The sequence below is a fragment of the Kitasatospora sp. GP82 genome, from assembly GCF_029892105.1.
In the GTDB taxonomy this organism is placed as follows: Bacteria; Actinomycetota; Actinomycetes; order Streptomycetales; family Streptomycetaceae; genus Kitasatospora.
Genome location: NZ_JARZAJ010000064.1, coordinates 1 through 26,678 on the forward strand (window position 1 = coordinate 1; position 26,678 = coordinate 26,678).

24 protein-coding genes and 1 pseudogene are annotated in these 26,678 nt (G+C 69.6%); 10 read left to right on the forward strand and 15 right to left on the reverse strand.

What is annotated here, in order from left to right; genetic code table 11:
• Nucleotides 1–2,372 precede the first annotated feature (2,372 nt).
• On the forward strand, nt 2,373–2,783 hold the full coding sequence (locus tag P3T39_RS34585) for a hypothetical protein (RefSeq protein ID WP_280703252.1): 411 nt from the start codon (nt 2,373–2,375) through the stop codon (nt 2,781–2,783).
• An 86-nt stretch (nt 2,784–2,869) separates the two neighbouring features.
• Here P3T39_RS34585 and P3T39_RS34590 read toward each other — a convergent pair whose 3' ends face one another.
• The 11 genes and pseudogenes from P3T39_RS34590 to P3T39_RS34640 all read right to left on the reverse strand — a co-directional run bounded on the left by P3T39_RS34590 (nt 2,870) and on the right by P3T39_RS34640 (nt 15,209).
• The gene (locus tag P3T39_RS34590; RefSeq protein WP_280703253.1) at nt 2,870–3,292 is read right to left on the reverse strand and encodes a hypothetical protein; all 423 of its coding nucleotides are present in this window, start codon (nt 3,290–3,292) and stop codon (nt 2,870–2,872) included.
• Nucleotides 3,293–3,402: 110 nt separating this feature from the next.
• Complete coding sequence (locus P3T39_RS34595; RefSeq protein WP_280703254.1) at nt 3,403–4,395, reverse strand: hypothetical protein; 993 nt, start codon at nt 4,393–4,395, stop codon at nt 3,403–3,405.
• An 87-nt stretch (nt 4,396–4,482) separates the two neighbouring features.
• Nucleotides 4,483–6,825: a DEAD/DEAH box helicase gene (locus P3T39_RS34600; protein ID WP_280703255.1), complete on the reverse strand. Its 2,343-nt coding sequence runs from the start codon at nt 6,823–6,825 to the stop codon at nt 4,483–4,485.
• A gap of 205 nt (nt 6,826–7,030) precedes the next feature.
• Nucleotides 7,031–7,654: a hypothetical protein gene (locus P3T39_RS34605; protein ID WP_280703256.1), complete on the reverse strand. Its 624-nt coding sequence runs from the start codon at nt 7,652–7,654 to the stop codon at nt 7,031–7,033.
• A 159-nt stretch (nt 7,655–7,813) separates the two neighbouring features.
• Nucleotides 7,814–8,521 (reverse strand): helix-turn-helix domain containing protein, encoded by a 708-nt coding sequence (locus P3T39_RS34610; protein ID WP_266288782.1) that lies wholly within the window; start codon nt 8,519–8,521, stop codon nt 7,814–7,816.
• A complete protein-coding gene (locus P3T39_RS34615) occupies nt 8,518–10,743 on the reverse strand; it encodes a hypothetical protein (RefSeq protein WP_280703257.1) in 2,226 nt (741 codons plus the stop codon). The genes P3T39_RS34610 and P3T39_RS34615 overlap by 4 nt, the downstream gene beginning before the upstream one ends.
• A 7-nt stretch (nt 10,744–10,750) precedes the next feature.
• A complete protein-coding gene (locus P3T39_RS34620; RefSeq protein ID WP_348534419.1) occupies nt 10,751–11,080 on the reverse strand; it encodes a helix-turn-helix transcriptional regulator in 330 nt (109 codons plus the stop codon).
• A gap of 286 nt (nt 11,081–11,366) precedes the next feature.
• Nucleotides 11,367–12,092 (reverse strand): hypothetical protein, encoded by a 726-nt coding sequence (locus P3T39_RS34625; RefSeq protein WP_280703258.1) that lies wholly within the window; start codon nt 12,090–12,092, stop codon nt 11,367–11,369.
• 333 nt (nt 12,093–12,425) lie between these two features.
• Nucleotides 12,426–13,043, reverse strand: coding sequence for a hypothetical protein (locus P3T39_RS34630; RefSeq protein WP_280703259.1), 618 nt, complete (start codon nt 13,041–13,043; stop codon nt 12,426–12,428).
• A gap of 193 nt (nt 13,044–13,236) precedes the next feature.
• Nucleotides 13,237–13,449, reverse strand: a pseudogene (locus P3T39_RS34635) (hypothetical protein); the annotation flags it as partial.
• Nucleotides 13,446–15,209: a hypothetical protein gene (locus P3T39_RS34640; protein WP_280703260.1), complete on the reverse strand. Its 1,764-nt coding sequence runs from the start codon at nt 15,207–15,209 to the stop codon at nt 13,446–13,448. The gene P3T39_RS34640 and the pseudogene P3T39_RS34635, both read right to left, overlap by 4 nt.
• Nucleotides 15,210–15,579: 370 nt before the next feature.
• Between P3T39_RS34640 and P3T39_RS34645 the strand changes: the two genes are divergently transcribed.
• The 5 genes from P3T39_RS34645 (at nt 15,580) to P3T39_RS34665 (ending at nt 19,959) form a co-directional block, all read left to right on the forward strand.
• Nucleotides 15,580–16,830 carry an MFS transporter gene (locus tag P3T39_RS34645; RefSeq protein WP_280703261.1) on the forward strand — a complete coding sequence of 417 codons (1,251 nt, stop codon included), beginning with the start codon at nt 15,580–15,582 and terminating at the stop codon, nt 16,828–16,830.
• Between the two features lie 244 nt (nt 16,831–17,074).
• A complete protein-coding gene (locus P3T39_RS34650; RefSeq protein ID WP_280703263.1) occupies nt 17,075–17,218 on the forward strand; it encodes a hypothetical protein in 144 nt (47 codons plus the stop codon).
• A 110-nt stretch (nt 17,219–17,328) separates the two neighbouring features.
• The gene (locus P3T39_RS34655; protein ID WP_280703265.1) at nt 17,329–18,228 is read left to right on the forward strand and encodes an HEXXH motif-containing putative peptide modification protein; all 900 of its coding nucleotides are present in this window, start codon (nt 17,329–17,331) and stop codon (nt 18,226–18,228) included.
• Between the two features lie 313 nt (nt 18,229–18,541).
• Entirely contained in the window at nt 18,542–19,093 is a 552-nt protein-coding gene (locus tag P3T39_RS34660) for an HEXXH motif-containing putative peptide modification protein (RefSeq protein ID WP_280703277.1), read from the forward strand.
• A 23-nt stretch (nt 19,094–19,116) separates the two neighbouring features.
• Complete coding sequence (locus P3T39_RS34665) at nt 19,117–19,959, forward strand: hypothetical protein (RefSeq protein ID WP_280703266.1); 843 nt, start codon at nt 19,117–19,119, stop codon at nt 19,957–19,959.
• 216 nt (nt 19,960–20,175) lie between these two features.
• On the opposite strand, the gene P3T39_RS34670 is transcribed toward P3T39_RS34665, so the two are convergent.
• Nucleotides 20,176–20,925, reverse strand: a complete 750-nt coding sequence (locus P3T39_RS34670; protein ID WP_280703267.1) for a class I SAM-dependent methyltransferase — start codon at nt 20,923–20,925, stop codon at nt 20,176–20,178.
• Nucleotides 20,926–21,486: 561 nt separating this feature from the next.
• On the opposite strand from P3T39_RS34670, the gene P3T39_RS34675 reads away from it, so the two are divergent.
• A complete protein-coding gene (locus P3T39_RS34675; protein WP_280703268.1) occupies nt 21,487–21,795 on the forward strand; it encodes a hypothetical protein in 309 nt (102 codons plus the stop codon).
• Nucleotides 21,796–21,875: 80 nt separating this feature from the next.
• On the opposite strand, the gene P3T39_RS34680 is transcribed toward P3T39_RS34675, so the two are convergent.
• Together P3T39_RS34680 and P3T39_RS34685 are read right to left on the reverse strand one after the other, a co-directional pair.
• Nucleotides 21,876–22,133, reverse strand: a complete 258-nt coding sequence (locus P3T39_RS34680) for a hypothetical protein (RefSeq protein WP_280703270.1) — start codon at nt 22,131–22,133, stop codon at nt 21,876–21,878.
• Nucleotides 22,123–22,353, reverse strand: coding sequence for a hypothetical protein (locus P3T39_RS34685; protein ID WP_280703272.1), 231 nt, complete (start codon nt 22,351–22,353; stop codon nt 22,123–22,125). The genes P3T39_RS34680 and P3T39_RS34685 overlap by 11 nt, the downstream gene beginning before the upstream one ends.
• Before the next feature lie 409 nt (nt 22,354–22,762).
• Between P3T39_RS34685 and P3T39_RS34690 the strand changes: the two genes are divergently transcribed.
• Genes P3T39_RS34690 through P3T39_RS34700 form a run of 3 tightly spaced genes read left to right on the forward strand, consistent with a single transcriptional unit; the run spans nt 22,763 to nt 25,268 of the window.
• Complete coding sequence (locus tag P3T39_RS34690) at nt 22,763–23,041, forward strand: hypothetical protein (RefSeq protein WP_280703273.1); 279 nt, start codon at nt 22,763–22,765, stop codon at nt 23,039–23,041.
• Entirely contained in the window at nt 23,038–23,487 is a 450-nt protein-coding gene (locus tag P3T39_RS34695) for a PIN domain-containing protein (RefSeq protein ID WP_280703274.1), read from the forward strand. Before P3T39_RS34690 ends, P3T39_RS34695 begins: the two co-directional genes overlap by 4 nt.
• Before the next feature lie 59 nt (nt 23,488–23,546).
• Nucleotides 23,547–25,268, forward strand: coding sequence for a hypothetical protein (locus tag P3T39_RS34700; protein ID WP_280703275.1), 1,722 nt, complete (start codon nt 23,547–23,549; stop codon nt 25,266–25,268).
• 141 nt (nt 25,269–25,409) lie between these two features.
• Here the strand turns inward: P3T39_RS34700 and P3T39_RS34705 are convergent, their stop codons facing one another.
• The gene (locus tag P3T39_RS34705) at nt 25,410–26,465 is read right to left on the reverse strand and encodes a serine/threonine dehydratase (protein ID WP_280703276.1); all 1,056 of its coding nucleotides are present in this window, start codon (nt 26,463–26,465) and stop codon (nt 25,410–25,412) included.
• Between the last annotated feature and the right edge of the window lie 213 nt (nt 26,466–26,678).

Sequence of the window (26,678 nt, forward strand, 5' to 3'; positions counted from 1 at the left end):
TGGTGTTGCCCCGGCTGCGCCGGGGCGGACCGTGCGTGGCTGGGGGAATTCGCCTGCGGCGAATTCGTGGGCGCGGCACGCGCCGTCGTGGCGAGTGTCGGGCGTCGCTGCGCTCCGCCCGGCTCGGGCTTTTCCCCGGGCCTACGGCCCGTCAATCAGTCGGCTTTCCCGTCCCGTTCGGATGGGCTTTTCACGGCCCTACGGGCCGCTTTGCTGGCCGCGCTTTCCGGGCTGCGCCCGGAGTGAGCGTTGACGATGTGACGCGGAATTCGGGTAGCGGCCCATCCCTCCGATCGGGCGGGGTGCCGGCCCGGGCCTGCGGCCCCGGGCGTTGACGATGTGTCGCAGACTTCGGGTATCAGCCACAACCTCACCCCCTAAACCCCTCCCCCGGTACCGGCCGATGGCCAGTCAGCCGCCTGGTTGCTGGGCTGTCGGCCCATCCACCGCCCTCGGGGCGGGGCCTGCGGCCCTCGGGGCCACCTTCCGGGCCGCCGGTCCGGCTCGGGCCTCCCCGGCCTCCGTGGCGGGCCCTCACGGGCGCCCCGCACGACGGCCCCTGACGGGACCTCAACCACGGATTCGGGACCGGCATCCGAAGCGTATCCGGCGGCGTTTCCCTGGCTTCCGTACAACTCTATCCTACCGGTCCCAGGATGGGCGCGAGACGCGAACAGCCAACCTCGCGGCAACCATCCACCCCGGCGCTATCCGGCCGCCCTCCCGGCGAGAATGCAAATTCTTTTCCGCCCTCTTTCAAGCGGCAATCCGAAAGCCCCTCGCGGCGCAGCGGGAAGAAATCCAATTCAGGCACGCCAGAAAGGGGCCTGCGGCCCTCCCAGCCGACACGGCGACCGTCGTTCCAGGCCGCCCAGAAAATCCCGCTCGGCGTCAACGGAGCAATTCCCGGAGCAGCGACACCAAACCGAACACCGAGCCAGGACGGCGGCCAGGACGGCGGCCAAGCCGGGCACAGCAGCGGGGGCGGCAGGGCGGCCAGGGCGGCCGAGTCGGGCGCAGCGGGCGGGCAGGGCACGGCCCTGGCGGCGCCACCAGGGCCCCGGCGGCAGGACCGCCGGACCAGGCGCAGCGGGACGGCCTGACGGCCGACCACGACGGCGGCCAAGGGCCCGGCAGCGGAGCGCGGCAGCGGGCGGCGCGGGCGGGGGCACCGGGGAGGAGTCGAGGCCGGCGGACCGGCGCAGCCCGGTGCAACACGGGGTGCAACACGCCCGCCCCGGGCCCCTCCTGGCCACATAACGCCTGGTCAGACCCGCAACACAGCCCCGTGTTGCACCCGAGCGCAACACCGCGTTGCACCCCCGCGTTGCACCCGCCACCCAGCCGCCGAGCCCCACCACCAGCAGAAGGCCGGCCCCAACAACAGCCACCGCCCCGCCACCACCCGGCCACCCCGGACAGCGCCCCCGGAACGGCCAGCGCCTGGCGGTCGGCGACCCCCGGGAGCAGCCAACGCCCGACGATCCGGCAGCACCGGGACGGCAGAGCGCCCCGCGGCTGTCGCGGGAGCTGTCGCGCCCAGACCACACACAGGGGAAACCGGGTATCCGCCCACGTCACACCACACGACAGCACCCCCCCGCGACAGGCCAACGCGACAGGGGACGCGACAGCCCCCACCCACCACCAGGACGACCACCAGAACAGCCTCCAGAGCGGCCTGACGGCCACCCAGCCGTCCAGCCGGACCGGCGGTGCCGCAGCCCCGGACGGCGGCAGCCCGGCAAGCAGGGACAGCGGCGCAGCACCGCACGGCAGCCAGGACGGCGGCCAGCACACGACCAGGACGGGGCGCAGCACCAGGACGGCGGGCCAGGACAGGGGGGCACCAGAACGGCGGCACCGGCCCGGGCAGCGGGCCGGGAGAACGCGGCCCGGCCACCCCGGACGGCGGCCGCCCGACGGCGACCACCGAGAAGCGCCCAGCCCGACCCCCCGCCAAACCGAACACCGGCCCCGCCACCACACCCGGCCACCGAAATTCCGACCCGAATTCACACCACCACCAGCAACCAATCCACCAAAACAACCAGGCGGAATACCCGGCAGGATTCACACCCCGAAAACAGCCCACAACACCAGGCCCACCCCCGAGCAGGCGTCGGCGGCACCGGACGGCAGCCCCCACCACACACAGTCACCACACCCCACCGACCACCCACCCTCGCCACCACCCCCAACAGGTCCAACCAAAGGTCCAGACAACACGCGATCCGAGGCCATTCCACGCCCCCCAACACCAACAGGTCACACCCTTGGGGCGAGGATGGATCTCCTCATTCAGGCCCGGAGTCACCGGAGCAGCACGTAACGTGGCTGGGTCTTGCCCGCTGGCAGATCGGAGATTGCACGTGTTCGACCGGGCCACCGAACTACCGCTCCACATCGCTACTGGGGTGCTGCTCGACGCCGCGCTCCTGTCGCTGATCAGCCCTGGCACCACCGCGTTCCGTGAGAGGTGGGCCGATGGAGAGGCCACCTACGAGAGCGCGCAGTACGCCGGCCTTCCCGACCCCACGCCGGCGACGGCGCAGGCACTGCGGTGGCTGCTGATCCGCGATGAGGAGCGCGCCACCCGCACCTACGGCCTGATCGCCCACCAGGCCCGTCACCGGTACGACATCCCCGTGCCCTTCACCGCTGGCTGGCTGATCTCGGCCGTCAAGTGGGGCGGCGGCTCGGCGAACTCGCTCCCCGTCGAGGCCGACGTCGACGCTTTCGTCATGGCCGCCACCACCGAGGCCGCTTTTAGGCTGCTCTGACCCGCCGTGCGACATGCCGAAGGCGCCGACCACTTGGGGGTCGGCGCCTTCGGCATGTCGTCGTCAGCTGGGTGTGGTGGGGCCGCTCAGGTTGGGTCCTGCGGCGGGATGTTCCGGTCGAGGATCTCGGTCCAGGTCGGCAAGGTGACGAAGCGGCCGGTGTCGTCGGCCTGGGCCTGGACGAGTTCCAGGAGGGCCGTGACGAACGGTGCTGCGGCGCTGTCGGCCGGGATGATGGCGGCGGCGTCCTGGAGTCGCTGGTGGGCGGCGGGGAAGGCGTCCTTGGCCCAGGCGTCCTGTTCCTTGACCTTCGCGGCGCCGGCTTCCAGCAGGATCCGCTCGATCGTGTAGGTGGGGCACTTGTCGGTGTGCCAAATCTCCGTGACGGCCATGTCCCGGCCGATGGACATGGTGCGGACGTCGCCGCTGTCCGGCCCGGCCTGGCAGTCCTGACAGTCGATAAGGCGGCGGGTGCTCGGCTGCTCGGCGTTGGCGTTGGCGTCGGTCACAGGGCATCAGTTCCTTCCTGTGCTGCGGGCCGGGTGTGGGGCCCGGCCCGGAGCGCCTATCCAACGCCCGCCGAACAGCAAGGTCAACACCTTTGAGCGGGCACGGTCCGTCAGAACCGGCTGCGGCGAACGGCAGGTCGGGCAGCCGGGGCCTGCTCGGTACCGCGTAGTGCGAGGGCAGCGGTACGGGTGCGCTCCAGCCAGCTCATGACCTGGCGCAGCGTGGCGGGGTCGAGGTCGCGGGTGAGCTCGCGGACGGCCTGGTGGTCGTCGTCGGTCAGGTTGTAGAGGCCGGCGCGGTCGAGGGCGGTATAGAGGGGCTGGGCGGCGGTGCCGGCGAGGCGTCGGTGGGCGGCGTCGGTGGTTTGGCGGGCCTGGTGGGCGGCCTCGCGGGCACATTCGGCGACGTCGCGGCGGTGGCGCTCACGGCGCAGCGCGTGCTGGAGGAGGGTGTCGTGGTCGGGGTCGTAGCGCTCTGCGTGGGTCTCGGCGGTGTGGTCGCGTACGCGCTGCCACTCGGCGCAGATGGCGGCCGCCGTGGCGAAGGCGGTCTCGTCTCCGGCGTCGGCGTGCCGGTCGGCGGCGCGCTCGTCGTCCCGGGCCCGGTGCAGGGCCTGCTGGATGTTCTCCAGGGTCATCCCGGCTGCTCGGCGGCGGACCCGGCTGCGGACACCGCCGAGCAGCCCGTGCTCCTGGTCGTCGTCCTCGTCCTGGGTGAAGGGGGTGCGGGTGGGGTGCTGGGCGAGGGCGGCGTGCAGTGTCGCGCCGGCCTCCCACGCCTCGGTGTGCACGACGGGCTCCGGCACGGCGAGGCCCGGGCGGGCGCCGAGGACGACCCGGCCCTCCACCAGGGCCACCCAGCCGTCCAGGCCGTCGATGTCGCGCTCGGTCCAGCCGCGGGCGAGGCCGGCGCCGTGGTGCAGGGTGCGGATGCCGTCGTGGCCGGACCAGCGCAGCCACATCGACCCGCGCACCAGTGGGGAGTCGAGGATCGGGCGGCCCAGGTCCCGGTCGGCGGGCGCGGGGCGGCTGCTGTTCAGGGCCAGCTCCAGCCATCCGGGCGCGGCAGCGGGGTCCGGGGTGGGGCGGGTGGTGTCGGTCATCGCGCGGTGCCTCCGGGAGACGGGAGCGGGGTGCGGGCGGCCGTCCCGGCCTGGATGGGCCGGGACGGCCGAGGTGTACGGGGCGGGTCAGCCTGCGACGGTCTCGGCGTGCCGGTGGAGCGCGTCCAGGAGCGCGGTCTGCTGCTGGGTCAGCTTCCCGTCGGTGCGGGCCTTGTCCTGCTTGCGCAGCCAGGTGCCGGGGCGGAACGCGGTGTCGTCGCCGAGGCCGATGCGGTTCGCCGGGCCGTCCAGGGTGCCGCCGGCGGCGAGGTAGGCGAGCAGGCGGCGGTAGGAGCGGTTCCAGTCCGGCTCCAGGCGCCACAGCTCGTCCAGCGCGTCCAGCTTGGCGACCTGGTCCTTGGTCAGGTTGTCGGCCTTGCGCTGGCGGCGCATCCACGCCCCCACCGCGTAGTCGTCCAGCTTCGCGGTGGCGGGGATCGCCAGGTGGCCGTGCTGGTGGTGGAAGGCGGCGGCGTAGGCGGCGCCGCGCTCCCAGGCGTTGGCGTTCTTCGACCAGATCATGCCGAGCGCGTCCAGCTCGCTGATGCGGGCGGCATCGAGCAGGCCCTGGCCGTGGAGGTGGCGCTGGCGGGTGAGCCAGGAGATCAGATCGGCGTGCTTCGCCTTGTCGGTGGGGTCGAGGTGGCCGTGCTGGAGATGGAACACGGCGGCGACAGCGTGCATGCGCTGCCACTCGACGGCCCGCGGGTTGAACGCGCGCAGCTTGACGGTCTGGAGGATCTGCGCCGCGTGCTTCTTCGCATTGATCCGCAGCCACGCGATCGGCGACTCCACCACCGCCGGTGGCTGCTCGCCCTCCGCGGCCTCGGTGCTCTCGCTCTCGGAGGTCTTGGCCACGGTGGTGAGCGTGGTGTCCTGAGACCGGCTGCCGCGCAGCTCGGTGATCCGGCCGACCACCCGAGCGTCGTGCGCCGCCAGCGCCCGCAGGACCCGCCAGATCGTGCGGAAGCTGGACGCCTCGATCTCGGCGTCGGCCTCGGCCTTCACCGCCTCGCCGGCGTCGTGGACCTCGGCCGGGTGCGCGGTGGCGGTGTCGTCACCGGCCTCCGGCGTCGGCAGGTACACCGGGATGATGACCCAGCTGACCTTGCCCTCGCGGTACGACTGGCGCAACGCCCTGCCCACGGCCTGGACGATGTCGATGACCGACGACTTCGGATCCGCGAAGCACACCGAATCCACCGCTCTGACGTCGATTCCCTCCGACAGGAGCCGAGCGTTGCAGAGGATGCCGCACTCCTCCCCGTCGTCGCCGGTGTGGGCCTTGAACTCGGTGAACGCGGCGCGCCGGTCCTTGAGGCGGTCGGTGCCGGCCACCGCCTTCGCCCAGATCCGCTCGGGGCGGTCCTTGTCCTCCAGCAGCTCGGAGGCGTCCAGCAGGGTGTTCGCGAACTCCCGCGCCGCCGACACCCGGGAGTGGAAGGTGATGACGCGGCGCAGGCCGAGGTCGGCGACCGCGCGCAGCACCGCGATCTGCAGTGCCAGGCGCAGCAGTTCCTCGTTGCTGCGCTGGGAGCGCAGGTCGGCGACGGCGGGGAGGTTGAGCAGCTCGCGCAGGTCCTCGTCGGTGACCACCGGCACGAGCACGCGGTAGTCGGCGAGGTAGCCGTGCTCGATCCCCTGTCCGAGCGTCCAGGTGAAGCAGACCTTGCCGTAGGTCTCCTCCGAGTCCATGGAGCAGAGCGCGGGCAGCTTCTCACCGTCGGCGAGGTCGGCCAGGCCGTCCTTCGCGCGCCGGTCGTCCGCGATCCGCGGGGTGGCGGTGAAGTACAGGCGGCGCTTCGCCGGGACCTGGGCGTCGTCGTGGACCGCGGCCCACGCCTTCCCTTCAGCGCCTGCCGTCCGGTGGGCTTCGTCGATGACCACGAGGTCCCAGGCAGGAAGGCGGTGCAGTTTGTGGGCCTGGACGATGCGCTCCAGGCTCGCGTAGGTGGCGTACACGGTGACCGGCTCGCCCGCCTTCTCGTCGGCGACCAGGTCGGCGAGCCGGGCGGCCTGCGTGGTCACCCGGGCGTGGACGCGGCCGCCAGCCTCCGCGCTCTCCAGCGCCTCCTGGCGCGAGCACGCCGCCACCGCCAGGCCCCGGCGCCCGCCCCGCAGGGACCAGGCTTCGGCGGTCTGCTCCAGCAGCTCGATCGTCGGCACCAGCACGAGCACCCGGCCCTTCGCCGCGAGGCGGCGCGCGCAGCCGGCCGCGATGAGGGTCTTGCCGGAGCCGGTCGCGGCGACCACCGTCGCGCGGCCGCCGTCCTTCACCTCGCGCACCGCGGCCGCGACGGCGTCCTTCTGGAACCAGTGCAGCGGCAGCGGGTTGATCGTGCCGGACGGCTGCGCCGGGAGCTGCGTCTGGGCCTGGGCGTGCAGCCCGGCCGGCACGTCCTGCTCGGCGGTGGCGGTGGTGGTCTCCACGGCGGCGGTTCTCCTTCGGATGCTGAGACGGCTCGGCGAGGCGCTCGGTGCTGTGGGAGGGTCGGGGCGGGCGGCCTCTCCCCGGGGCCAGGTCATGGATGGGGAGAGGCCGACCTGTGACTGAGCGCTCCAGTTGGCGAGTTGAGCGTCTGCTGGGCCGGTTCGCGCGGACGATGCTGGAGCCGACTCGCCGCGCTTCTACACCTCAGAGCATCCGCTCGGCCGTCGCCGCCCGTGCTCGCAGCGCGTCAGCCTCCTCGTGCTGCCCCCGGGCAGCCAGGATCCGCGCCCGGTACTCCATCGCGTACCCGTCGCCCAGCTCCTCGGCGCGCAGGAACGCCTGCATGGCCCGCGCCAGGTCGCCGCGGTCCCGGAAGGCCACGCCCAGCGCGGTGATCGGGAACGCCTCATCCTGCGCGAGGATCACCGGCGCCCAGCGCTCGACACCGGCCGCATCGCCACGGTCGAGAGCCTGCTTGACCAGGCCCAGCATGGCGTCCGGATCGCCGAGCGCCGCGGCCTTCTCCCAGACCACCTGCGCGCGGTTCGCGTCACCGGCCACCGCGTGCAGCATTCCCAGGTTGTAGCCGGCGACCACGTTCCCGGCTGCCCATGCCCTGCCCCACCAGAGCAGCGCACCGGCCCGGTCACCCTTCAGATGCAGGGCCGCCGCCAGGTTCCCCATCGCCACGTCGTCGCCCAGCTCCGCCCCAGCCGTCAGCTCGGCCAGCTCCTCGTCGGGCGGCAGCTCGATCTCGTGGGCGGCTGGCAGTCGAACCGACACCACCTCGTCGTCCGGCGCCGACCGCCGACGGAACCACCAAGCCATCAGTAACCACCCCGGCAGCAAAGCCGCACCGATCCCCGGCATGCGGGCAAGCGAACATCTGTCACCCGGCGATCATGCCAGCCCCGACACTGAACGCTCAGCTCGCCAAGTGTCGCGCGCACTCGCCAACTAAAGCGCTCAGTCACACGACCGGACTGTCTACTGCTGCTCGGGCGGCACCCACCCGCGGACTTCCAGGTAGGCGATGTCGGCTTCCTCGACAGCGCGGCCGGTCTCCACCAGCCAGGCCCGCATCGCCTCGGTGACGTCGCCGTGATGGTCCGCGACGCGCTGGGACCACTCGGCGGCGTCGAACCCGCCCGTGGAGGCGGAGCCGTAGGTGCGCTCCTCGGTGCCGTCCGCGCGCGGGATGAAGCCGCGGCGCAGACCCGGTGAGTCCTTCTCTGACCCGGCCGAGTACGTGTACTGGTTGGCCTTCATCCGTACGGTGAAGGCGAGGCGGCCGCCGGCCTGGCCGGTCTCGTGGACGACCGGGGCGAGGTGGCTCGCGCCGGACTTGATGGCCTGCTTCCCGGCGCGGCCGGCCATCGACCCGCCCGCCTCACCGACGACGTCCTTGCCTCGCACCCGGGCCTTCTGCCCGGTCTTGGTACGGCGGCGGCTGGTGTTCGCCTCCGCGATGCCGGACAGCGCCTCCTCGTCCCGCTCGCCGCCGCGCACCGCGCGCACGACCTGGCGCAGCGCGCCGACGAACGCCTTGCCCTTCCCCTTGGTGAAGAACTGGGACACCAAGCTCGCGTCGCGGCCGAGCATTTTGGCGACCTGGCGTTTGGTGTAGCCCTGGTCGAGCAGCTCCTGCGTCAGGCGGGCGGCCTCGTTGGGGTTGTTCGGGTCGGCCGGGCTCACTGGTCAGCTCCCGTCTGCGCGAGTTCGGCGCGGCCCAGGCCGCGCAGCTTGAGGTACTGCTCCTGGCTGACCGGGTGCTCCACCGGGCCGGTCAGGTGGCCCTTGAGGAGGTAGTCGCCCGGCTCCCCTCGGTACGGCCACGGCTGGCGCTCGGTCAGGGCGATGCCGTCCGTGCCGAAGTAGACGACCGTTCCCGGCTTCGCGTGCAGCGCCCCGGCGTAGCCGATGACCTCCTTGCCCTGGCGGTACTTCATGTCCAGCAGCGCGGCGCGGGCCCCCGACCACACGTACGCGGCCCACTCCGGATGGGCGTACGGGTCGCGGGAGAAGCCGGCCTGCCGCTGCCAGGTCACCACGTCGTTGTCCTGGCCGAGGATCTCGACCCCGGCCGGGAGCGCCTCGCCCAGCGGGGTGGTGCCGGAGACCAGGCGCGGGCGCTGCGCGAAGCCGCCCAGGCCGAACAGCAGCACCGACCGGACGGCGCGGGAGGCGAGGTAAGCGGCCTGCCGCTGCCGCTCGTCGCCGTGGATGCGGGACAGGTTGGTCAGGTCCGCCCAGGCCGACTTGAGGCGCTTGCCCCACTCGTCCAGCGGCTTGCCGTCCTCGAAGAGCAGACCGCCGAGGATCTCGACCTTCCACGGCATCAGGTGGTTCGACAGGGCGAGGTGGACCTCCGCGCCTCCCGCCCAGGTGGTGAACGTCGTCCCCGGCTCGGACGGGTAGATCCAGGCGCGGTCACCGCTCACCGGGGCCGGGAGCAGGCCGACATGGTTCCAGCCCTGAGGAACCGTCACCTTGATGTTCCAGTGCGAGCAGGACATCAGCGCCTTGACCTGCTCCGCCTCCGTCATCGCGGCGAACGCGGCCGCGGTGATCCGGCGCGGCACACCGACCGGGGACTTCCACAGGTGCTTGGCGTAGGCGAAGGTGCGGTCGTACTCCACCAGCGCGGGCAGCTGCTCCGGCACGCGGGGCGGCAGGATCAGCTCGGTACGGCCCTGCCCGCCGGTCGCGTGCAACAGACCCCGCAGCTCCTCCGACAGCACCGGGTAGCCCCCGGCCCACTTGCCCGTGGTCGGGATCGTGCGCGACCACAGGTCCCGGCCGGTCTGCGACGGCGAGCCCATCAAGACCGCATCGTCCCAGTGACGGCGCAGCGCCTGCCACAGCAGCGTGAACGCCTGACGGCAGGTCACGACGTCGGCGCCGTCCGGGTCGAACCACTCCCCCATCGAACGGATCTCGGTGGTGCCGCTGTCCGGCGCGGCGGCGGGGGCGTAGCGGCCGACCGGCTGGCGCTGGTGCACGAAGTGCCCGGCCAACTTGTCCCGGCCCGAGCCAACCGCGGTGGTCCACCGCTCGCTGGGTGTGTTGAGCCAGGCCGCGACGGCGTCCTTGAGCGTGCTGTACCGCTCGGCGCCGTCGTGCCAGGGGGCGCCGGCGGTGACGTAGATCCGCTCGGTCCCGGGCGCGGTCGCGAGGACGGCGTCCAGAATCTCCCCGGGCGTGCGGGCGCCGAGGGCCAGGCGCACCACGCGGTCGCGCACCGCCAGGTCGCCGGTCGCCGCGTCCAGGAACACCGTGCTGCGGGCCTGCTGCGGGAAGTTCGGCCGGGTGGAGACCAGACCAGTCGTCACCGCTTCGAACCGCGCACCCTCCGGACCCTCGGGAAGGGTCGGCAGCTCGCGCGGCCCAGCAGCGACCGGAGCGACCGGAGCCGCCGGGACGACCGGCGCAGCAGCGACGGGCGCGGCCGGGGCGGGCTGCTTGACGATGGCCTGGTCCTCGACCACGGTCGGCGCCTCGACGGCCGGGGCGGCCGGGGCGGCCGGGGCCGGCTGCTCGACGACGGCGGCAGGGCGAGTCAGCGCCGGGGCAACCGCGGCGGCGGGCTCGGCGACCGGCCCGACCGCAGGCGCCGGGGCGGGCACAGCATCGGCGGCGGCCTGGCCGTCGTCCCTGGCAGCACGGACGGCGGCCGGAGTCGGGTCCAGCAGCGGCGCGATCCGCACCACATCACCGACCGACAACCCAGAGGCCTTCGCGATGGCCGGCGCCTGGGCGCCCTCGTACCCCGCGAGCCCGGCAACCCGGCGCGCACGCTGGGCGGTGAGCTTGTCCAGCTCCTTCTGCGCGGCCGCGACCTGCTTCTCGGCGGCCGTGATCTCGGTGCGCAGCTCGCGCAGACCGGCGAGCTCGGCGGTGTACGTCTTACGGTCCATCAGGGTGTCACTTCCCTTCCGCGGCGTCGGTGCTGGTGTCGAGGGGGCGGGCCTGGCGGGCGAGGGTGAGCCAGCCGTCCGGGCCCTGGGTGCCGTGGATGTCGGCCAGACCCGCGAGCAGGAAGGCGTAGGCGCCGCGCTTGGGGGCCCGCGGCTGGGCGGTGCCGGCCTCCCACTTGGCGAACGTCTCCCGCCGGGTCCTCAGGGCCTCGGCGACCTCGACCTGGGTCAGGCCGGCGGCCTTGCGCAGCCGCTCCCGCTCAGCCGGTTCCGGCAGGTCCCCGCCGTCCCGGGCCTTGGCCAGCAGCGCGTCCACCGCCGCGAAAATCTCAGTCATCACATACCTCCTGACAGGAAAGGTAGCACAATACGCCGCATAGTGCGCAACACTTTTGATCGCACATACGCCTCAATATGACCGCATTGGATGCTCACGGTCTCGCGCCCGGGCCTGCTGTCGGCGCCGACAGCAGTCGGCCCCGGCCACCACGAAGGTGACCGGGGCCGACTGCGGTCCCGAAGTGCGGCGGTCCGTCAGGGCATTAGGCGCAGCAGGGCAGCGGTCATAGCGATCAGCACCTCGACCTCAGCGCGGGTGTACTGGTAGTCCTTCGTGCCGGGGTCTACATGCATGGCGCCGCTGGCCTGGTCTTCCAGGGCCGCTCGGGCCAGAGCCCAGCGCTCGTCTGCGGTGACCTGGCCTGGCCCTTGTCCTTCTTGCCCGGCCAGTTCCAGCCGCTGATGTTCTTGATGGTCTCCAGCGCCTTGCGCACCATGAGCATCGCGGGGTCGATCTCGTTGCCGCCGAGCAGCCGTCGGGCTTCCCGCAGGAAGTCGGCGGCGGCGCGGCCCGGCTCGTCGTCGCTGGGGAACGGGATCGTCATCTCCACGCCGAGGCTGCGGCCGAGCCCGGCCAGCTGCTGGCGCCAGCGGCTCTCGGCGATGCTGATGTGCTCGGTGGCCTGGCTGGCGCCGGGGTACCCGTCCATCTGCGGCAGGACGGCGCGCACGTCCAGCTCCAGGCGCAGGTCGCCGGTCCGGCTCTCCTCCAACGCCAGGAGCTGAGCACCGGTCAGCAGGAAGCGCAGGGTGGGCCGCTCGACCCCGCCCGGGGTGAAGGCGATGGACTGGGCGGCCGCGCCGAGCCAGGCGCGCGGTCCGGCATCCCGGGGCGCGAACAGGTCCGTCTCCAGGACGAGCAGGCGGCCGGCCCCTTCGGACTGCGGGATGTGGACCTCCAGCTGGAGCTCGAGGCTGTGGGTGCCCATCGCCTTGTGGACCCACAGGCTGTTCTCCCGGACGTTCACCGCGAACGTCCCCACCCCCGCATCGAACCGCAGCGCGTTCATGGCGGCGCCCTTTCTGATCGTCCGTGTCGTGCGCCGATTGTCGCGCCCGCGAGAGGTACCAGGGGATCGAGTAGTTCGGTCAACACATGGAGGCCGTCCAAGGGCCCGGCACACAGTTCCCGGTAGACGTGGCCTGGCTGCGGGCCGAAGTCCGCGTCGTGGTCGGCCCCGTACACCCGGCCCCGCATCAGCGCCTCGTCGTCCATGTCCGCCAGCTTCCCAACTTCCACCGACAGCCCAGCCCTCCGCCACGGCGACCGTGCCGTCCGAGCAGCACAGTCAGTTGACGCGGTGCCCGCTCCGTCCAGCCGGTCGGGGTCACCGATCGCTCCGTCAACTCGGCCTCGTCAGGACGCGGGGCCGCCCCGAGCGGCTAAGGTCCCGGGGTGCGCTGGTCAGTACTGCGGGGCGCAGGGTGCCGGGTCCGTAGCGGTTGTTGGCCTTGTCGAGGACGGGTTCGAGTCGGCGCCGGTCTTCGGTGGCGGGGTCGAGGGTGAGCTGGACGTAGCCGGCGGCGGCGTGGTTGAGGTGGGCGACGCGTGCGGTGAGTGCGCGGATCCTCGCGCGTTGCAGGCCAAGGGCTCCGTAGAGGGTGTAGAGGGTGTCCTGCAGGACCGGGGTGTGGGCGGTGGGTTCCTTGAGGGTGCGCGAACGGGTGGTGTGGGTGCGGTCGGCGTAGGTGATCTGCAGCTCGACCTGGCGGGCCTGCTGGTGGGAGGCGCGCAGCCGGGCGCCGAGGTCGACGGCGAGGGCGAGGAGTGACTGGCGAACCTCGCCGGGGTCGAGGATGTCGCGGTCGAAGCGCTGGGTTGCGGCGATGCTGACGGGTGGTCCGCTGGGTGCGATGCGGCGCGGGTCGTTTCCGTCGGCGCGGTCGTGGAGGAGGCGACCGGTGCTGGCGCCGGCGACGCGCTGCACGGTGGCCAGGGGCAGGTCGGCGAGCTGACCCACGGTCGTGACGCCGTACCGGGTGAACGCGCGGGTGAGTACAGCCGACGCCTGGAAGGGCTTCGACGGGCCGGCCGCGCAGAAACCGTGGGGCGGAGCCGGGGTCGACGACCCGGACGTGGCCGGCAGGGCAGGTGTCGGCGGCCATGGTCGCGAGCATCCGGGTGGGGCCGGAGCCGATGGCGGTCTGCAGGCCGTAGCGGGCGAGCAGCCGGGTCTGCAGCAGGTCGGCGAGCTCGGCGGGGGTGCGCCGGAAGTAGCGCTGGGCACCGGTCACGTCCATCAGCGCCGAGTCCGGTGGCAGCGCCTGGGTGACGGGCGAGACGTCGCCGAGGACAGAGAAGAGTTCCCGGTAGGTCTCGATGCTCGGCCGGGAGAAGTGCAGGTGGAGGATCACGCGGTCGCTCATCCGGCGCTCCCCTGACTGGCGTGGAACAGCCGGCCCGCGCCGACCCGGTTGCGGGCAGGGACGGACGGCGTGTCAGGCCCCGCCACGGCAGTGGGCGATGCCGCCTCGAGGTCGCCCGGCTGTTGGTCGGCGAGCAGGCGGCGCACGGCCGCAGTGCCGCCGGCGCGGTGGGCCTCGGCGACCTCCACCAGGCTCCAGGCGCGGGAGCCGACGATCGTGGCGGACTTGCCGCGCCGCGAGACGGTGCCGCGGGCCAGCAGCACGAAAGTGTGGAACAGCGGGTAGGCGGCCTGGTCATGGGTGTCGTCGAAGTAGGCCAGGTCGATCTGGCCGCCCTGGCTGCCGTCGTCCAAACACACGAATATGGTGCGTCGGCCGCTCTTCATGGGCGGCGTCTGGATCGCGATCTTGGCGCCCGCGACCAGGACCGTCTCCCCGGTCGGCACCTCCTTCAGCCGGTGGGCCGGAGTGACGCCGAGTTCGGCGAGCAGCGGGTGGTAGGGCTCCATGAGGTGGCGGCTGGCATCCATGCCGATGACCTCCAGCTCGGCCTGCATCTGGTCCAGAGGCGTCATCTCCGGCAGACCCGTGGCTCCGGTGGGGGCGGTGACCGCGGTGAGGACCATCTGCTCGGGGATGGCCGCGCTCGCGTGCTGGCGGTGGAGCTCGTCCAACTGCAGCAGCAGGTCCCGTCGGGCAATGCCGGGGGCGAGGGAGTCCAGGGCACCGATCCGCGCCAGGCGTTCGGCGATCGGCAGGGAGGGGCGGGCCCGGACCCAGAAGTCGCCGATGTCGCTGTAGGGGCGGCTGTCGGCGATCCGCTGGGCCTGCTCCTGGCTGATGCCGTGGACGTCGGCGAGGGAGATGCGGATCCCGAGCCGTCCGTCGGGGTCGAGTTCGGTGCGGTACTGGGCGGCGGAGTGCTGTACGTCCAGCGGCAGGATCGGCACGCCGCGGCGGCGGGCGTCGTTCAGGACGAACCGCTTGGGGTACATACCGGGGTCGTGTTCGAGCAGACCGGCCGTGAACGCCGCCGGATAGTGCGACTTCAACCAGGCGCTCTGCAAGGTCGGCAGGGCGAACGCGACGGCGTGGGCCTTCGCGAAGCCGTAGGCACCCATCGACTTGAGCATGTCCCAGACCTCGTCGACGGCCTGTGGGGTGTAGCCGGCGACGGCGGCGCGCTGGCGGTACCAGGCTTCCAGCGCCGGGATGCGCTCGGGCTTGGCGAGCGCGCGGCGGGCCTCCTCCCCCATCGCCAGGTCCGAGCGGGTCATCGTCGCGAACAGACCTGCCACCTGCTCGTTGAAGATGACCACGCCGTAGGTGGGGCGCAGCCACGGCTCGAGGTCCGGGTGCGGGTAGCGGACGGGGGCTTTGCCATGTCGGCCGAGGATGAACGGTTTGATCATGTCTGCCTGGACCGGGCCCGGCCGGAACAAGGAGATCTCGGCGATGAGGTCTTCGAAGGTGGTGGGCTGGAGCCGGCCGAGCAGCTCCTTCTGCCCGGGACTCTCGAGTTGGAAGACGCCGATCGACTCGCCCTCGCGCGGAACCTGGAATTCCTGGGGACCAGCGGCGTTGTCGCCGACCGGAGCGAGCACGGCGTCAACCCGCCTGCGGGCGATCGCCCACTCCTCCCATTCCCGCTCAGCTGACGCCAGTTCGGCGTGGATGCGGTCGGCTTCCTCCCGCAGCCCGTCCACACGACGACGGGCAGCACGCTCGTGCTGTTCCAACAGTCCGACGACCGACGGCATTCGCGACCTCCCAGGGAACGACAACCGACAGGCCACGACTCCCACGGAATCATCGCCCCTATGCCTGACCAGCGGAAATGCGGTGATCACGCCCGGAAAGACAACAGCTTCTGAGGCACAGGCCGCTGCCAAGGGCTGTCCCGCAACGCTGGCGAATCGTGATGGGTGCAGCCGTCCTGCAGCGGCTATCGTGAGTGCCATGCCTCGCCTCCGTGACTAACCAGCAGTCGCCCAGCAGCCGCCGCGGCGGCTGCTGGGCCATGCGAAGCGTCTACGCGTTCGCCATTCGTCCCTTACCGCTCCATGGGACGTCTTCGCTGTTTGGAGTCATCAGGTGCTCACTGCTCGATCTCGCGTGCCCGGACGCCTTGTGGCGCTCCTACGAACCAGCTCCGACTTCAGACGTCTGTTCTGCGCTTCTGCGTTCAGCCTGACCGGTGACTGGTTCACCTTCGTCGCGTTGAGCGGCTTCGTCTACCACCGCACTGGCTCGCCCGGATTGACCGCGCTCCTGTTCGCCGTCAACTCGCTCCCTGGCGTACTACTGATCCCACTCATCGGTCCGCTCACCGATCGCTTCGACCGTAGGCGTCTGCGGATCGCGTGCGACATCGGGGCCGTAGCGCCGGTAGTCGGCCTGCTGATCGCCTTTCACCTGAGATCGGTGCCGCTTGCTCTGGTCTGCCTGGCCGCTCTGTCGGTGTTCGCCGCCCTGGCGAGTCCCATTCCCGAGACCGTCCTGCCTAACATGGTCGACGCCCAGGATCTCCCGCTGGCCCAGGCCGCACTTGGCAGCGTGTACTCCGCAGGCCTCCTGGTAGGAGCCGGGCTGGGTGGTTTGGTCACTGCCACGTTGGGAAGCTCCACCACTCTGCTCATTGACGTCGTCTCGTTCGCCGTGTCAGCCCTCCTCATCGCCAGGATTCGCCGGCCCTTCTCAGCGGCTGAGCCGGGTCGACGCATGCGCGTGTGGGCGGACACCACCGAACTATGGCAGTTCGTACGGGCCACCCCCGTGGTAGCCGCATTCCTCTGGCTGACAGCAGGACTGCGCCTTTCCTACGGCATGGTCGGCCTCCTACCCGCCTACGCCCTCGACCGCTTCCACGTCGGAGACGCGGGAGTTGGCGTGCTGTACCTGGCCCAGGGAGTCGGCGCTGTTCTCGGCCCCTTCCTGGGCCGGCGGATCACTGGCGGCTCCACCGACCGGCGTCTGTTCGTAGCTACTGGCGCCCTGGCCGTCTTCGGTCTCGGATACCTGGCTCTGGCGCAGGTCAGCAACCTGGGGTTGGGTATGGCAGCCGCCCTGATGGGCCATCTCGGGGTGGGGGCGTGCGCGATCCTTGCCATCAACGGCCTGCAACTGGCGAGCCCTGACCACATTCGAGGGCGTGTGATGGTGCTGGCGTTCGGCCTCTCCTCCGGCTTGCAGGGAGTCTCATCACTGGCTGTCGCTCCGCTCGCAGCCACTCTCGGCATGACAGCGACCACGCGCCTGCTCGGTGTCCTCGCCGTCGCCTATGCCGCACTTTGGATCATTCCGATAGCACGTCTGCAAGAGACCCACAAGACCACAAAATCAGACAGGCGGCAGGAGGGTGCGCACGAGCGCACCGGATGAACCGTTACGCCTGTACCACCTCATGTTTCTTCAGGCGAAAGATCAGCATGCCGCAGAGCGGAGGATTTCACTCCACCGGCTTCATGTAGCTGACCAGGGCGTTTGCCCCTCCTGTTTGCTGAAGGCATTCGTCCCGTAACAGATGGATGAAAAGTGGCCCGCGGGGGCTAGCTTGCATGGTCCGCACACGCCATGCCCGGGTGCACACTGTGGGCATTTCAGTTTCCGAGAGGAGGTAACGCAAATGGACGAGCTCCTCCAGAAGATCGCTTCTACGATCACCGACGAGGACATCGAGCAGGCCCAGGATTCCTCCGTGGCCATGCGTGAGAGCAGCCACAACGCGAAGAAGTACCGGCTGCAGATGTTCGCTGTCGACCCGGACTAATCCGGAGCGGGCTGCCGCGACAGGTAACCCAGTGGATTGAATCCTGCGGCGGCAGCCCGCGCCAGACCTGAGTGGGATGTGTGCCCTTTTGCAGACGGCAAGGAGACGACATGCTGCACTTGTACGGTACTGAAGAGAACCTGAAGACTGTTGCCGCGCTATCTTTCCCGTTTCTCGATAGAGCTCAAGCCATAACCCCACAGGCGCTCAAGCAGGCGTACCGAGGGTTCCTGAACACCATCCAGCCCAGCGTCCCGTCGGAAACCGACATCGAGCCGTGCTATGTCCGGGAAACGAAACGTGTCAAAGAATACCTGGACATCTTCAGTGCGGACTCATCACTGACCGACACTCGCTACCAGTTCGATGTTTTGAGTACCGAGTCACCCTTGGTATCGGAGAAGGCGCAAGCCGCTCTGATTCGAGTACGCGACCGCGTTGCCTCGCTCGCACAGCGCGACGGATCATTCGCAGCCGTCTACCCGCTTGCGATCAACGCGGTATTTCAGGCTCCCAGCGGGATGGCCGGCGGCGGAACGACAAGTGGGGCGGTCGGGGTGTTGTGGGTCGATCCACGCAGCACCTGGGAGGATCGGGACCTCGACGAATTTCTGATCCACGAACTCGGCCACACCCTACTCTTCCTCGACGAGTGTCGGTTCGGGCTGTTCACCTCCTATCCGGAGTTGCTCAAGCAGGATAATTGGGTGACCTCCGCCATTCGTAAGACAGTTCGCCCTCTGGATAAGGCGTACCATAGTGCCGTCGTGGCGACAGAGGTTCTCTTGGCGCGTGATGAATTCCTGGGGCATCCGGATTCCAGCGTGCTCCACCCCATTTCTCCTCTGCTTTCCCAAGGGGCCATCCGGTCCATCCAGGACATTGACCGTCCGCCGGTGAAGGGCCTCCTCACTGGCCATGCCCTTGGGATCCTGCACCGCTGCCGGGACGAAGTGGAGCGAATGGTTCGGAAGAACGACTGGAATGTAGCTGACTTCAACCGGCCGTGAGGAGCTGATCAAGCATGTACTTTCTCTCCGGCACTACCGCCAACTTGCAGACACTCCTGGTTCTTGCACACCCCCATTTGATTCAGGGGCAGCCACTCAGCGAGAGCCTGGTCGCCCGGGCCTACCGTAACTACCTGGCGGACCTCCAGCCGCAGGTCCCAGCCCCGGATGCGGACAGGACGGTGTTGGTCCGAGATGACATTCAGGCGAGCCTACTCGCTGAACTTTTCGACCTGCCGGCGGTGGATAAGTACTCGCAGGGGGCGACTGCCACGTCGATGGACGATAGCAAGGCTGCATTCTTCACGGCAGGCTGGAACGCATCGCGGAGTACGACTCTCAGCTCGCCTCGATTTTCCAGACTGCCGTCGTCTCGGTGTTCTCAACCCAGGACAGCGCAGCACCGGGAAGTATGACTGTACGTGCTGCGTTGGGTTCAATCTGGATCTACCCTCGCGCCAACTGGAAGGTGGAGGATCTCGTCGAAGCGTATGTTCACGAGCTCACACACACGCTAGTGATGCTCGATGAACATCGGTTCTGGCACTATCCGCATTACGACCGGCTGGAGCGGGAGGAGAACCTGGTGCATTCAGCGATCAGGAGCGAGAAACGCTCACTGTTCGCCTCTGCGCACAGCATCTTTGTCGCCAATGAACTGCTCCAGGTTCGAGAACGGCATCACGGCCACAAGATGGAATTCCAGCTTCATCCTCAGTCCAGAGACATTCGTGAAAATGCGCTTCGCGCGCTGGAATCAATTCTTTCTCTGGCCAACATAGACCTCCTTGCAAGCCCTCGACTTCGAAGCCTCCTCGAAAAATCCGGACAACAGTTGAGCGCCATCCAATCTGCACGACTCTAGATTCATGAAGTGGGGATCCCAAAATGTACTTCCTTAGAGGGGCGGAAGAGGGTTTGGAGGGCATCGTTGCGCTCTCCATGCCTTACATCGAATCTCGCGACAATCTGTCTCTCCCCGCGCTCAAGAAAGCCTACCAGAAATACCTCTCAAATCAGCAGCCGAGCGTTCCGGCAAGGACGGTGATGCACGCCGAGTTCGCCCGTGAATCTCTCTGGCGCTATGAGCTGAGCCGATGGTTTCGCAGCCCGGGATCAGGGGAGGTGTCATCCGCCGGTTCCGAAGACGATTCGCAGACGATAGATGAAGTCCTTAAAGGATTCCAGGCGCTGTGCAAGATTGAGCCAGACCTGGCCCCTCTGTTCGACCTGGCCGTGAATCACGTATTCGTAATGACGGAGCCTCAGAATCCGGGAAGCGGTTCATCGTTTGACGGAGTGGGGCTGATCTACGTGAATCCCCAGCCGGCATGGTCCACTCAGGACACCATCGAGTGCCTCACCCACGAATTTGCCCACACGCTCCTCTACTTGGATGCTATGCGTCACACCCACCACCCGGATTACCGGCTTCTGGACATGCCGGAAAACGAGGCTGAAACGGCGATCACGGGTCGGCGGCGTTCAATATTCTTCGCATTCCAGAGTTTCCTCATAGCGGCGGAGATACTCACAGTCCGGACCCGCCACCCAGAGATCTGCTCTGGTGTTGGGATCCACGGCTCCACGGTCGACATCCTGAAGACGGCGAAGAACACCTACGACCGCTGCATGCGGCACCCGAATTTGGACTCCCTCGCGACCTCTCGGCTGAAGGAACTTCTCGCGGACGCTCACTCGCGTATGTCCGAGATCGAGCATGCCCTGTAGCAATCTTTCGATGTCGGTGCCGGGCGGCTTGCTGACTGTAGTGAGCTGGTCCAGGAGCGCGCAGAGGTGTCGCATGCGCACGACGGCACACGGGCCTTGGAAGGCTCGGCGAACGGCAGATGAGATCTGCATGTCCCGCGTGGCCTCGGCGAAGTCCTTCGGCGGCTTGCGCGGGTGAAGTGGCGGGAAGGCCGATGTCGATCGTGTGAGGCGCCGTCAGTCAGCTTCCAGAACGAAGAACAGGAAGCTTGGGCTGTTGGAGAGGATGCGGAAGTCGTCGGGGAACAGTTCCCGGGCGGCCGGGACGGGCTGCGGCTCGCTGATGACGGAGATTCGGAAGCCGGCTGCGGTGAAGGCGTCCGTCATCGCGTGGAGCGGCCGGTTCCAGAAGCTCATCGGGGCGGCCTGGCCGCCCATGGTCCACTCTTCGGTCCAGTTGTAGGTCGCGTAGTAGTTGGTCTTGCGCCCGGCCAGGCGGTGGATGCCGTGTATGGCGAAGGGATGGTCGACGGACACGATCAGCCGGCCGCTGGTCGTCAGCACGCGCCGCAACTCGGCCAGCGTCGACCCCCAGTCCTCCAGGTAGTGCAGTACCAGGGACGCCATGACATCGTCGAATGCACCGTCGGGGAACGGCAGCGGGTCACGAAGATCCACCACCTGCAGATCCGCCCCGTCGCCGAGCCGCCGCCGGGCCACCTCCAGCATCCCGGCGCTGGCATCGATGCCGGTCACAACGGCACCCCGGTCGCGCAGCTCGGCGAACAGGGGGCCGGAGCCGCAGCCGGCGTCGAGAACCCGGCGGCCGGCCACATCTCCGGCGAGTGCCAGGATCGCGGGCCGCTCGTAATAGGTGTTCATGATGCCGGCCTCGTTCTCGGCTGCATACACCTCGGCAAGGCTGTCGTAGTCGTTCACCCGGAACAGGGGCGCGGGCTCAACGTGATCTTCGGGCACGGTAGGCATGCAATGCATCCTGGCTTACCAGGCCAGGACGGCGCAGCCCGTCGGTTGGACTCGATTTCGGGAAACGATCATCCATCGGCCGGGAAGGGATCTACGACCTACGCCCTTCGGCGCTGGTCAGCCCTACTCGTGAACACCCCCACCTGTCTGGGATCCTCGCCTACGCCGCCCTCGACCTCGGCCACCCGGACGCTGCCCTTGACCACTGCCGTGCCGCGTGGCGCTGTGCGGAGTTCGCCGGCGACAGCCAGCTGAAGGTGTGGGTGCGCGGTACCCAGTCCCTCATCGCCCGCTTCCAAAGCGACTACACGGCCGCGTTCGCCTACATCCAGGACGGCCTTACGCACGCCCCGGGCGTCACCGGCACCGGCCTGTGCGGCCACGCCCAATGCCTGGCCAACCTCGGGGACTCCCGCGGTGCGAACGAGGCCCTGAACGCCGCCGAAACCGCCCGGGAACACATCCACCAGCCCGACCACAGGGGCGGACTGTTCGCGTTCTCCACCGCCAAACAGCGTTACTACGCGGGCAGCAGCCTCATCTGGCTCGACGGCGGCCCCGATGCTGAAGGCGCCGCTCGGGAGGCTTCCGCCGCCATCACCATGTGGCAGGACCAGACCGCTGCCCGAGCGTTCCCTCGACGACGAGCACCTCGCCCACATCTACCTCGCCACCGCCCGCGTCCAACTCGGCGACATCGACGGCGCTGCGGCCGCCGTCCGCCCGGTTCTGGACCTGTCGGCGGACATGCGCATCTCGTGGATCATCAAGCGCATGGACCGCCTCGCCGATCTCCTCGCCGCGCCCCGCTACGCCGGCAACGCGACCGCCAGGGACACGATCGACGCCATCCACTCCGCCGCGGTGTGAGCTGCACAAAAGCCGAGGGGTGCCCCGCTCCCAGCGGGGGCACTCCTCGGCTTGTCCTTGCGGAGGCTGCTGCTGTCGGTCTACGCCTCGATGTACACGGCGACCACGATGCGTTGCAGCGCGGTGGCGAAGTAGATGACCCGGACGCCTTCGACTTCGTCGCGGTAGTCGCGGACGGGTGCGTCGGATCTCAGGGTACCGATGTCCGGCCGGACGGACACGGCGACAAGGGCCCGGTCCAGGGCGTGGGTTTCACGCTCGGTCAGCTTGTCTATCTGGCCGATGGCCGGTTCGACGAAGACGACTTGGGCCCGGCGGGGTGCATGGCTAGGCGACACGCTGCTCAGTCTGCCCGCTGGCGAGCTCGGCGAGGTGCCTTTCCCGAAGTTCCTCCCACTCGATCCCGGTCTCCGGGTTGGGCAGGCCGTTGACGGCGATGTCTTCGAGGACTTGGGCGAGCGTTTCGGCGTTGTGTCGCTCGCGGTCGGCCCAGGACCGCAGCGCGTTGGCCTGGGCTGGCCCGATGGGCTCGCGAGCAGTGGTGTCGTGCTCGGTCATGTCTTTGCTCCCGGTGGCGACGGGTGGTGGGACAAGCGGCGGTTCTTGTCCCGGGCGTCTGTCCGATTCGGTCGACAACGCCAATCTAATGCTTTAGCATTGGAAGGTTGCGCACACCACCAGGGTGTGTGCATCGCCACGCTACCCAAGCGCCAGCGGTCTCGGGGCACCTTCATCCCACCCACCCCCGAAATTTCAGGGGTGGGGGTGGCTCTCCCTCCGCCCGGGTGTCGCGCGCAGTGGACCCCATCTACCAATTTGGCAGGTGACACTGGGGCCGGAGACCATGCCTGCCATGGGATCACCACCTACCAACGTTGGTAGGTGATAGCTCGGTCAGCACCTACCAGGTCTGGTAGGTGGGGGAAGATGGAACTGCCGCCGTTTTCTCAGCCGCGAGGGGGAGCCGATGAGTCCGCACGCCGAGCCGGCACCGCCGCCGGAGGACCAGCGACCGATCACCACGTCCGTGACCGTGTCCGGAACGGAAGCGGCACTGATCCGCGAGCTGGCGGCCGTGCTCGGGCGGACCCCGGAGGCCCTGGCCCTGGAGTATGCGGCCGGTTCTCTCAAACTGCCCACCGGCACGATCGGGGAGAGCGAGTTCGCCGACTGGGCCCTGTTCGACGGGCCCTCCGACCTGGCCTCCCGCGCGGAGGAAGACCTGGCCCAGGGGTTCGGCCGGTGACCGACGTGAAGCCGGTTCTCGCGGTGGCGGACACGAGCGTGCTCCTGGCAGCGTTCAACCGCAAAGACGACCACCACGCCCGCGGCGTCGAGGCGTTGAACGTCGCCCGGATCCTGGTCATCTCCCCGCTGGTCATGGCCGAGCTCGACCATCTGCTGACTGTGCGAGCCGGAGAACACGAGGCCATCAACGCCGTCACCCGCCTCGGCGCGCTGGCCGGGCAGGGCCGGGTCCAGTTCCCGCACGTCGACCGCGCACTGCTCGCCGAGGCCGAGGACCTCATGCGCCGCCACCAAGGGCAAGCGCTCGGCCTCGCGGACTGCGTGAACGCCGCACTCGCTTGGCGACTGCACCGACCGGTGCTGCTCTCGTTCGACCACCACTACCGCTCCGTTATCGCGCCTCGGCGGTCCGGCGAGAAGCCGCTCGAGGTCCACCCAGACTGATCCGGACGGAGCGTGCCCGCGCGACTGGTGGCAGCCCCTGATGACCTGGAGAGACTCACATGGCCAAGACCACCGAGGACCGGGCGGTGTGGCTGGAGCTGAACGACCGTCAGCGGTTCTACCTGGAGTCGGTCTACCGGGCGGACCAGCGTGCCGAGGCGCAGCACCGGGCGGACGGTGCCACGGGGGTCTGGGACGATCGGCCGGCCTCGGTGTGGCGGCAGATCAAGGCCTATCACGAGCCTCCACTCAAGGATCTCGTCGGCACCACTGAACTGCAGTACCTCTGGGAGCGGGCCGGGTACCACTCGCAGGGCAACGGGTCGACGATCGCCATGCTGGTACGGCGCGGCCTGGTCCTGCACGACTGGCGGGCCACCCGATTCGGGAGAATGCACACGCTCGCGATGACCCGCCAGGGCCGGGCCGTGGTCCGCGCCGGGCTCGGCCTCTCAACCCCCCGCAGCGTCAAACTGTCCGAGCGGTCGGTTGAAGTCATCGGTCTGCTGTACGCCGCCCGCAGCAGCGAAAAGGGCTACCTGGACTGGGGGTTCTCCCGCACGGTGGAGCGGTTCATCGAGGCGAAGCCCGAGCCGCTGGCCCGCTACCGACAGGGGTACGGCAGCGGGTACGAGATCACCGACGCCGGAATCGCCCTGTACGAGCGGTCGTTCGAGGACTTCGGCCGTGCCTATCCGCGCTTGGTGCTGCCGGATCCGGCCGGGCGGACGAGCCCGTGGCCAGCCGACGCCGACCGGCTCCTCGAGCAGCTCGCCAACACCGAGCACGCCCTGCGGTACACCATCAAAGACCTGCGCGAACGGCTCCAGCAGAGCGAGAAGGCGGCGGCCGACACTCCCCCGCAGAGTTCCGGGGTGCCCGCCAAACTCGAGTCCGACTGGCACGACCTGCTGGTCCGCCAAGCGCGCGAGCGCGCCGATCTCGCCCGAACTCTGCTCGACCAGGCCCTTCCCGCGCTGGACCGGGCCGTGGTCGCCTACGCGGCTGCCACCCTGGCCGCCGTCACCGCGCTCGTCGAAGGAAGGGACGTACTGGCCGCCATGACCGCGGCCGCCGAGCAGGCCGAGCCCGGCACGCTTCCGCCGTTCACGCCGACCGGCGTGGACCGGGTCGACCTCGAGGCCAAGCGCCTGCATGACCTGTACACCGGCCAGCCGAAGAGACGCGGGCGCGGTCGTGCTCCGCGTGTGGCCACCGGCTGGGCCGGTCTCGGTCTGAACTCGGACGTGCACGGTACCGCGCACGAAGTCCCCCTGGCCCTGGCCAAGCACCTCGCCAGTCAGCTCCGCGAGGGCTACCTCCAGCGCCGCCTCGACCAGGCCGCCCACCCGGCGCCAGCCAAGCCCCGCCGCCCGCGGCATCTGCTCGACGCGTCGGCCCTGAAACTGCTCACGACGCTCGCCCATGCCAGCGAAGAGACGGACGACCGATACCACGAGGCCCGCCGACAGGCCGCCGAGTACAACCCGGACTACGACCGGGCCGCGGTTCCGCCCGGCCTCCTCGCGTGCCAGGCCCGCGAGGTCACCCGCAGCAGCAAGGCGGTCGACACTCTGCTCGGCCGGGACCTCATCGAGCGGACCGACGTGGCCGCGCTCCTGCGCTACCCCGACGACCAGTCACCACTACCCGAGCGCGCCTGGTACGTGTACTCCATCACCGAGACCGGCCGCGCCCACCTGCGCGAGCACCGCACGGAGTACGAGCAGTTCCATCCGGATATCCCCGTACCCACGGTGTCGGACGACGGCCCTCGTTGATGGAGCGAGGCGGCGCACCACCGACCACCTACCAGATCCGGTAGGTGCCCAGCCCAACCTCACCCCCTCCCGCCCGAAGGAAGTAGCTAAGTAGTTGCCGCTCGGCTGCCCCTTCGGGTCGGCTGGTCAGTGCTCGCTGCCCTAGTGCACGAGGCCGCTTGGGTCAGAATTCGCTCCGCACAGCACCACACAGACCTTCTCGCCGCTCCTCGGCCGGTAGTTGCGGCTCAGCCTGGGGAGCCGGGTCGGCAGCTCCCGGTCCGACACGTGGCTCGGCGGTGCCGTGAGAGCGGCCAGCGCCGTCGCGGCGCCGTGTTCTACGACCACCCGGCGATGATCCCACAGTGCCTGGCGGGCGCGGGTGATCTCGCTGTCCGGCACCAGCACTGAGTGCACGCCGTCCTGTTGGGCGGCGTGCAGGGCCATTGCGGAGGTGCGGCGGGCGCCGAGGGAGTCGGCGGCGATCGAGTCCACAGTGACATCGACCAGACGGCCGGCCTCGACGGCGGCGTTGAGTGCCCGGCAGTTCTCCGGTTCAACCGCCACGGTGCGGATGCCGTGGTGCTGGGCGGCGGTGGCCACCCCGGTGAACAGGCCGCCGCCGCCGACAGCGACGACCACGGTGTCCAGGCCGGGGATCTGGTGGCGGATCTCTTCCAGCAGGGTGCCGGCCCCGGCGGCGATCAGCGGGTGGTCGTAGGCGTGCGAGGCGAGCGCGCCGGTGGTGGCCGCGAAGTCCTCGCAGGCGGCGAGGGCTTCGGCGTATTCGGCGCCGACGAGGCGGACGTCGGCGCCGTAGCCGCGGAGCTTGGTGACCTTCACTGCTGGGGCGGTGGCCGGGAGGAACACGGTGGCCCTCACGGCCTGCTGCTGGGCGGCCCACGCGCACGCCAGGCCGGCGTTGCCGCCGGAGGCGATGGTCACCCCGGCATCAGGCAGGGTTTGGGCGTCGCGGTGGGCCTGGATGAAGTTCTGGGCGCCGCGGGCCTTGAAGGAGCCGGTGTGCTGCATGTACTCCAGTGCCAGCCAGACCTCGCAGGGCTCTTCCGGGCGGTCGTCCAGGGGGTCGCGGTGGGCGGTGCGGATCGCGCCGGGGTCGATGGGTGCGAGGGTGACGGGGCGGATGCGTCCGGCGATCCGGTCGGTGGCGGCCTTGATGTCGCCGTACGTGAGCTGGTGCACTTCGGTGGCTCCCATGTTGAGCAGTGGTCAGGACCAGGCGATGAGTTGGCCGGTGGTGGTGAGGGCGAGGAAGAACGCGAAGGCGATCCGCCGCCCGGCCGGGTTCGGCTCGACGGCGTGGAAGTTGGCCGGGTTGTTATGGGGAGGGTTTCAGGCTGTCCGTTGTCCGTATTGAGGTGCGCTGGGCAGGTCCGGTGATCTCTCGGACTGAAGTGGATCACCGCGCTC

Excerpts from the sequence above, each read along its gene's own strand:
- P3T39_RS34595 (WP_280703254.1), bottom strand. The coding sequence starts at position 4,395 with ATGACCGACACCACCCGCCCCACCCCGGACCCCGCTGCCGCGCCCGGA.
- P3T39_RS34605 (WP_280703256.1), bottom strand. The coding sequence starts at position 7,654 with ATGGCTTGGTGGTTCCGTCGGCGGTCGGCGCCGGACGACGAGGTGGTG.
- P3T39_RS34615 (WP_280703257.1), bottom strand. The coding sequence starts at position 10,743 with ATGGACCGTAAGACGTACACCGCCGAGCTCGCCGGTCTGCGCGAGCTG.
- P3T39_RS34620 (WP_348534419.1), bottom strand. The coding sequence starts at position 11,080 with ATGACTGAGATTTTCGCGGCGGTGGACGCGCTGCTGGCCAAGGCCCGG.
- P3T39_RS34625 (WP_280703258.1), bottom strand. The coding sequence starts at position 12,092 with ATGAACGCGCTGCGGTTCGATGCGGGGGTGGGGACGTTCGCGGTGAAC.
- P3T39_RS34640 (WP_280703260.1), bottom strand. The coding sequence starts at position 15,209 with ATGCCGTCGGTCGTCGGACTGTTGGAACAGCACGAGCGTGCTGCCCGT.
- P3T39_RS34650 (WP_280703263.1), top strand. The coding sequence starts at position 17,075 with ATGGACGAGCTCCTCCAGAAGATCGCTTCTACGATCACCGACGAGGAC.
- P3T39_RS34655 (WP_280703265.1), top strand. The coding sequence starts at position 17,329 with ATGCTGCACTTGTACGGTACTGAAGAGAACCTGAAGACTGTTGCCGCG.
- P3T39_RS34665 (WP_280703266.1), top strand. The coding sequence starts at position 19,117 with ATGTACTTCCTTAGAGGGGCGGAAGAGGGTTTGGAGGGCATCGTTGCG.
- P3T39_RS34670 (WP_280703267.1), bottom strand. The coding sequence starts at position 20,925 with ATGCCTACCGTGCCCGAAGATCACGTTGAGCCCGCGCCCCTGTTCCGG.
- P3T39_RS34675 (WP_280703268.1), top strand. The coding sequence starts at position 21,487 with ATGCTGAAGGCGCCGCTCGGGAGGCTTCCGCCGCCATCACCATGTGGC.
- P3T39_RS34685 (WP_280703272.1), bottom strand. The coding sequence starts at position 22,353 with ATGACCGAGCACGACACCACTGCTCGCGAGCCCATCGGGCCAGCCCAG.
- P3T39_RS34690 (WP_280703273.1), top strand. The coding sequence starts at position 22,763 with ATGAGTCCGCACGCCGAGCCGGCACCGCCGCCGGAGGACCAGCGACCG.
- P3T39_RS34700 (WP_280703275.1), top strand. The coding sequence starts at position 23,547 with ATGGCCAAGACCACCGAGGACCGGGCGGTGTGGCTGGAGCTGAACGAC.
- P3T39_RS34705 (WP_280703276.1), bottom strand. The coding sequence starts at position 26,465 with ATGGGAGCCACCGAAGTGCACCAGCTCACGTACGGCGACATCAAGGCC.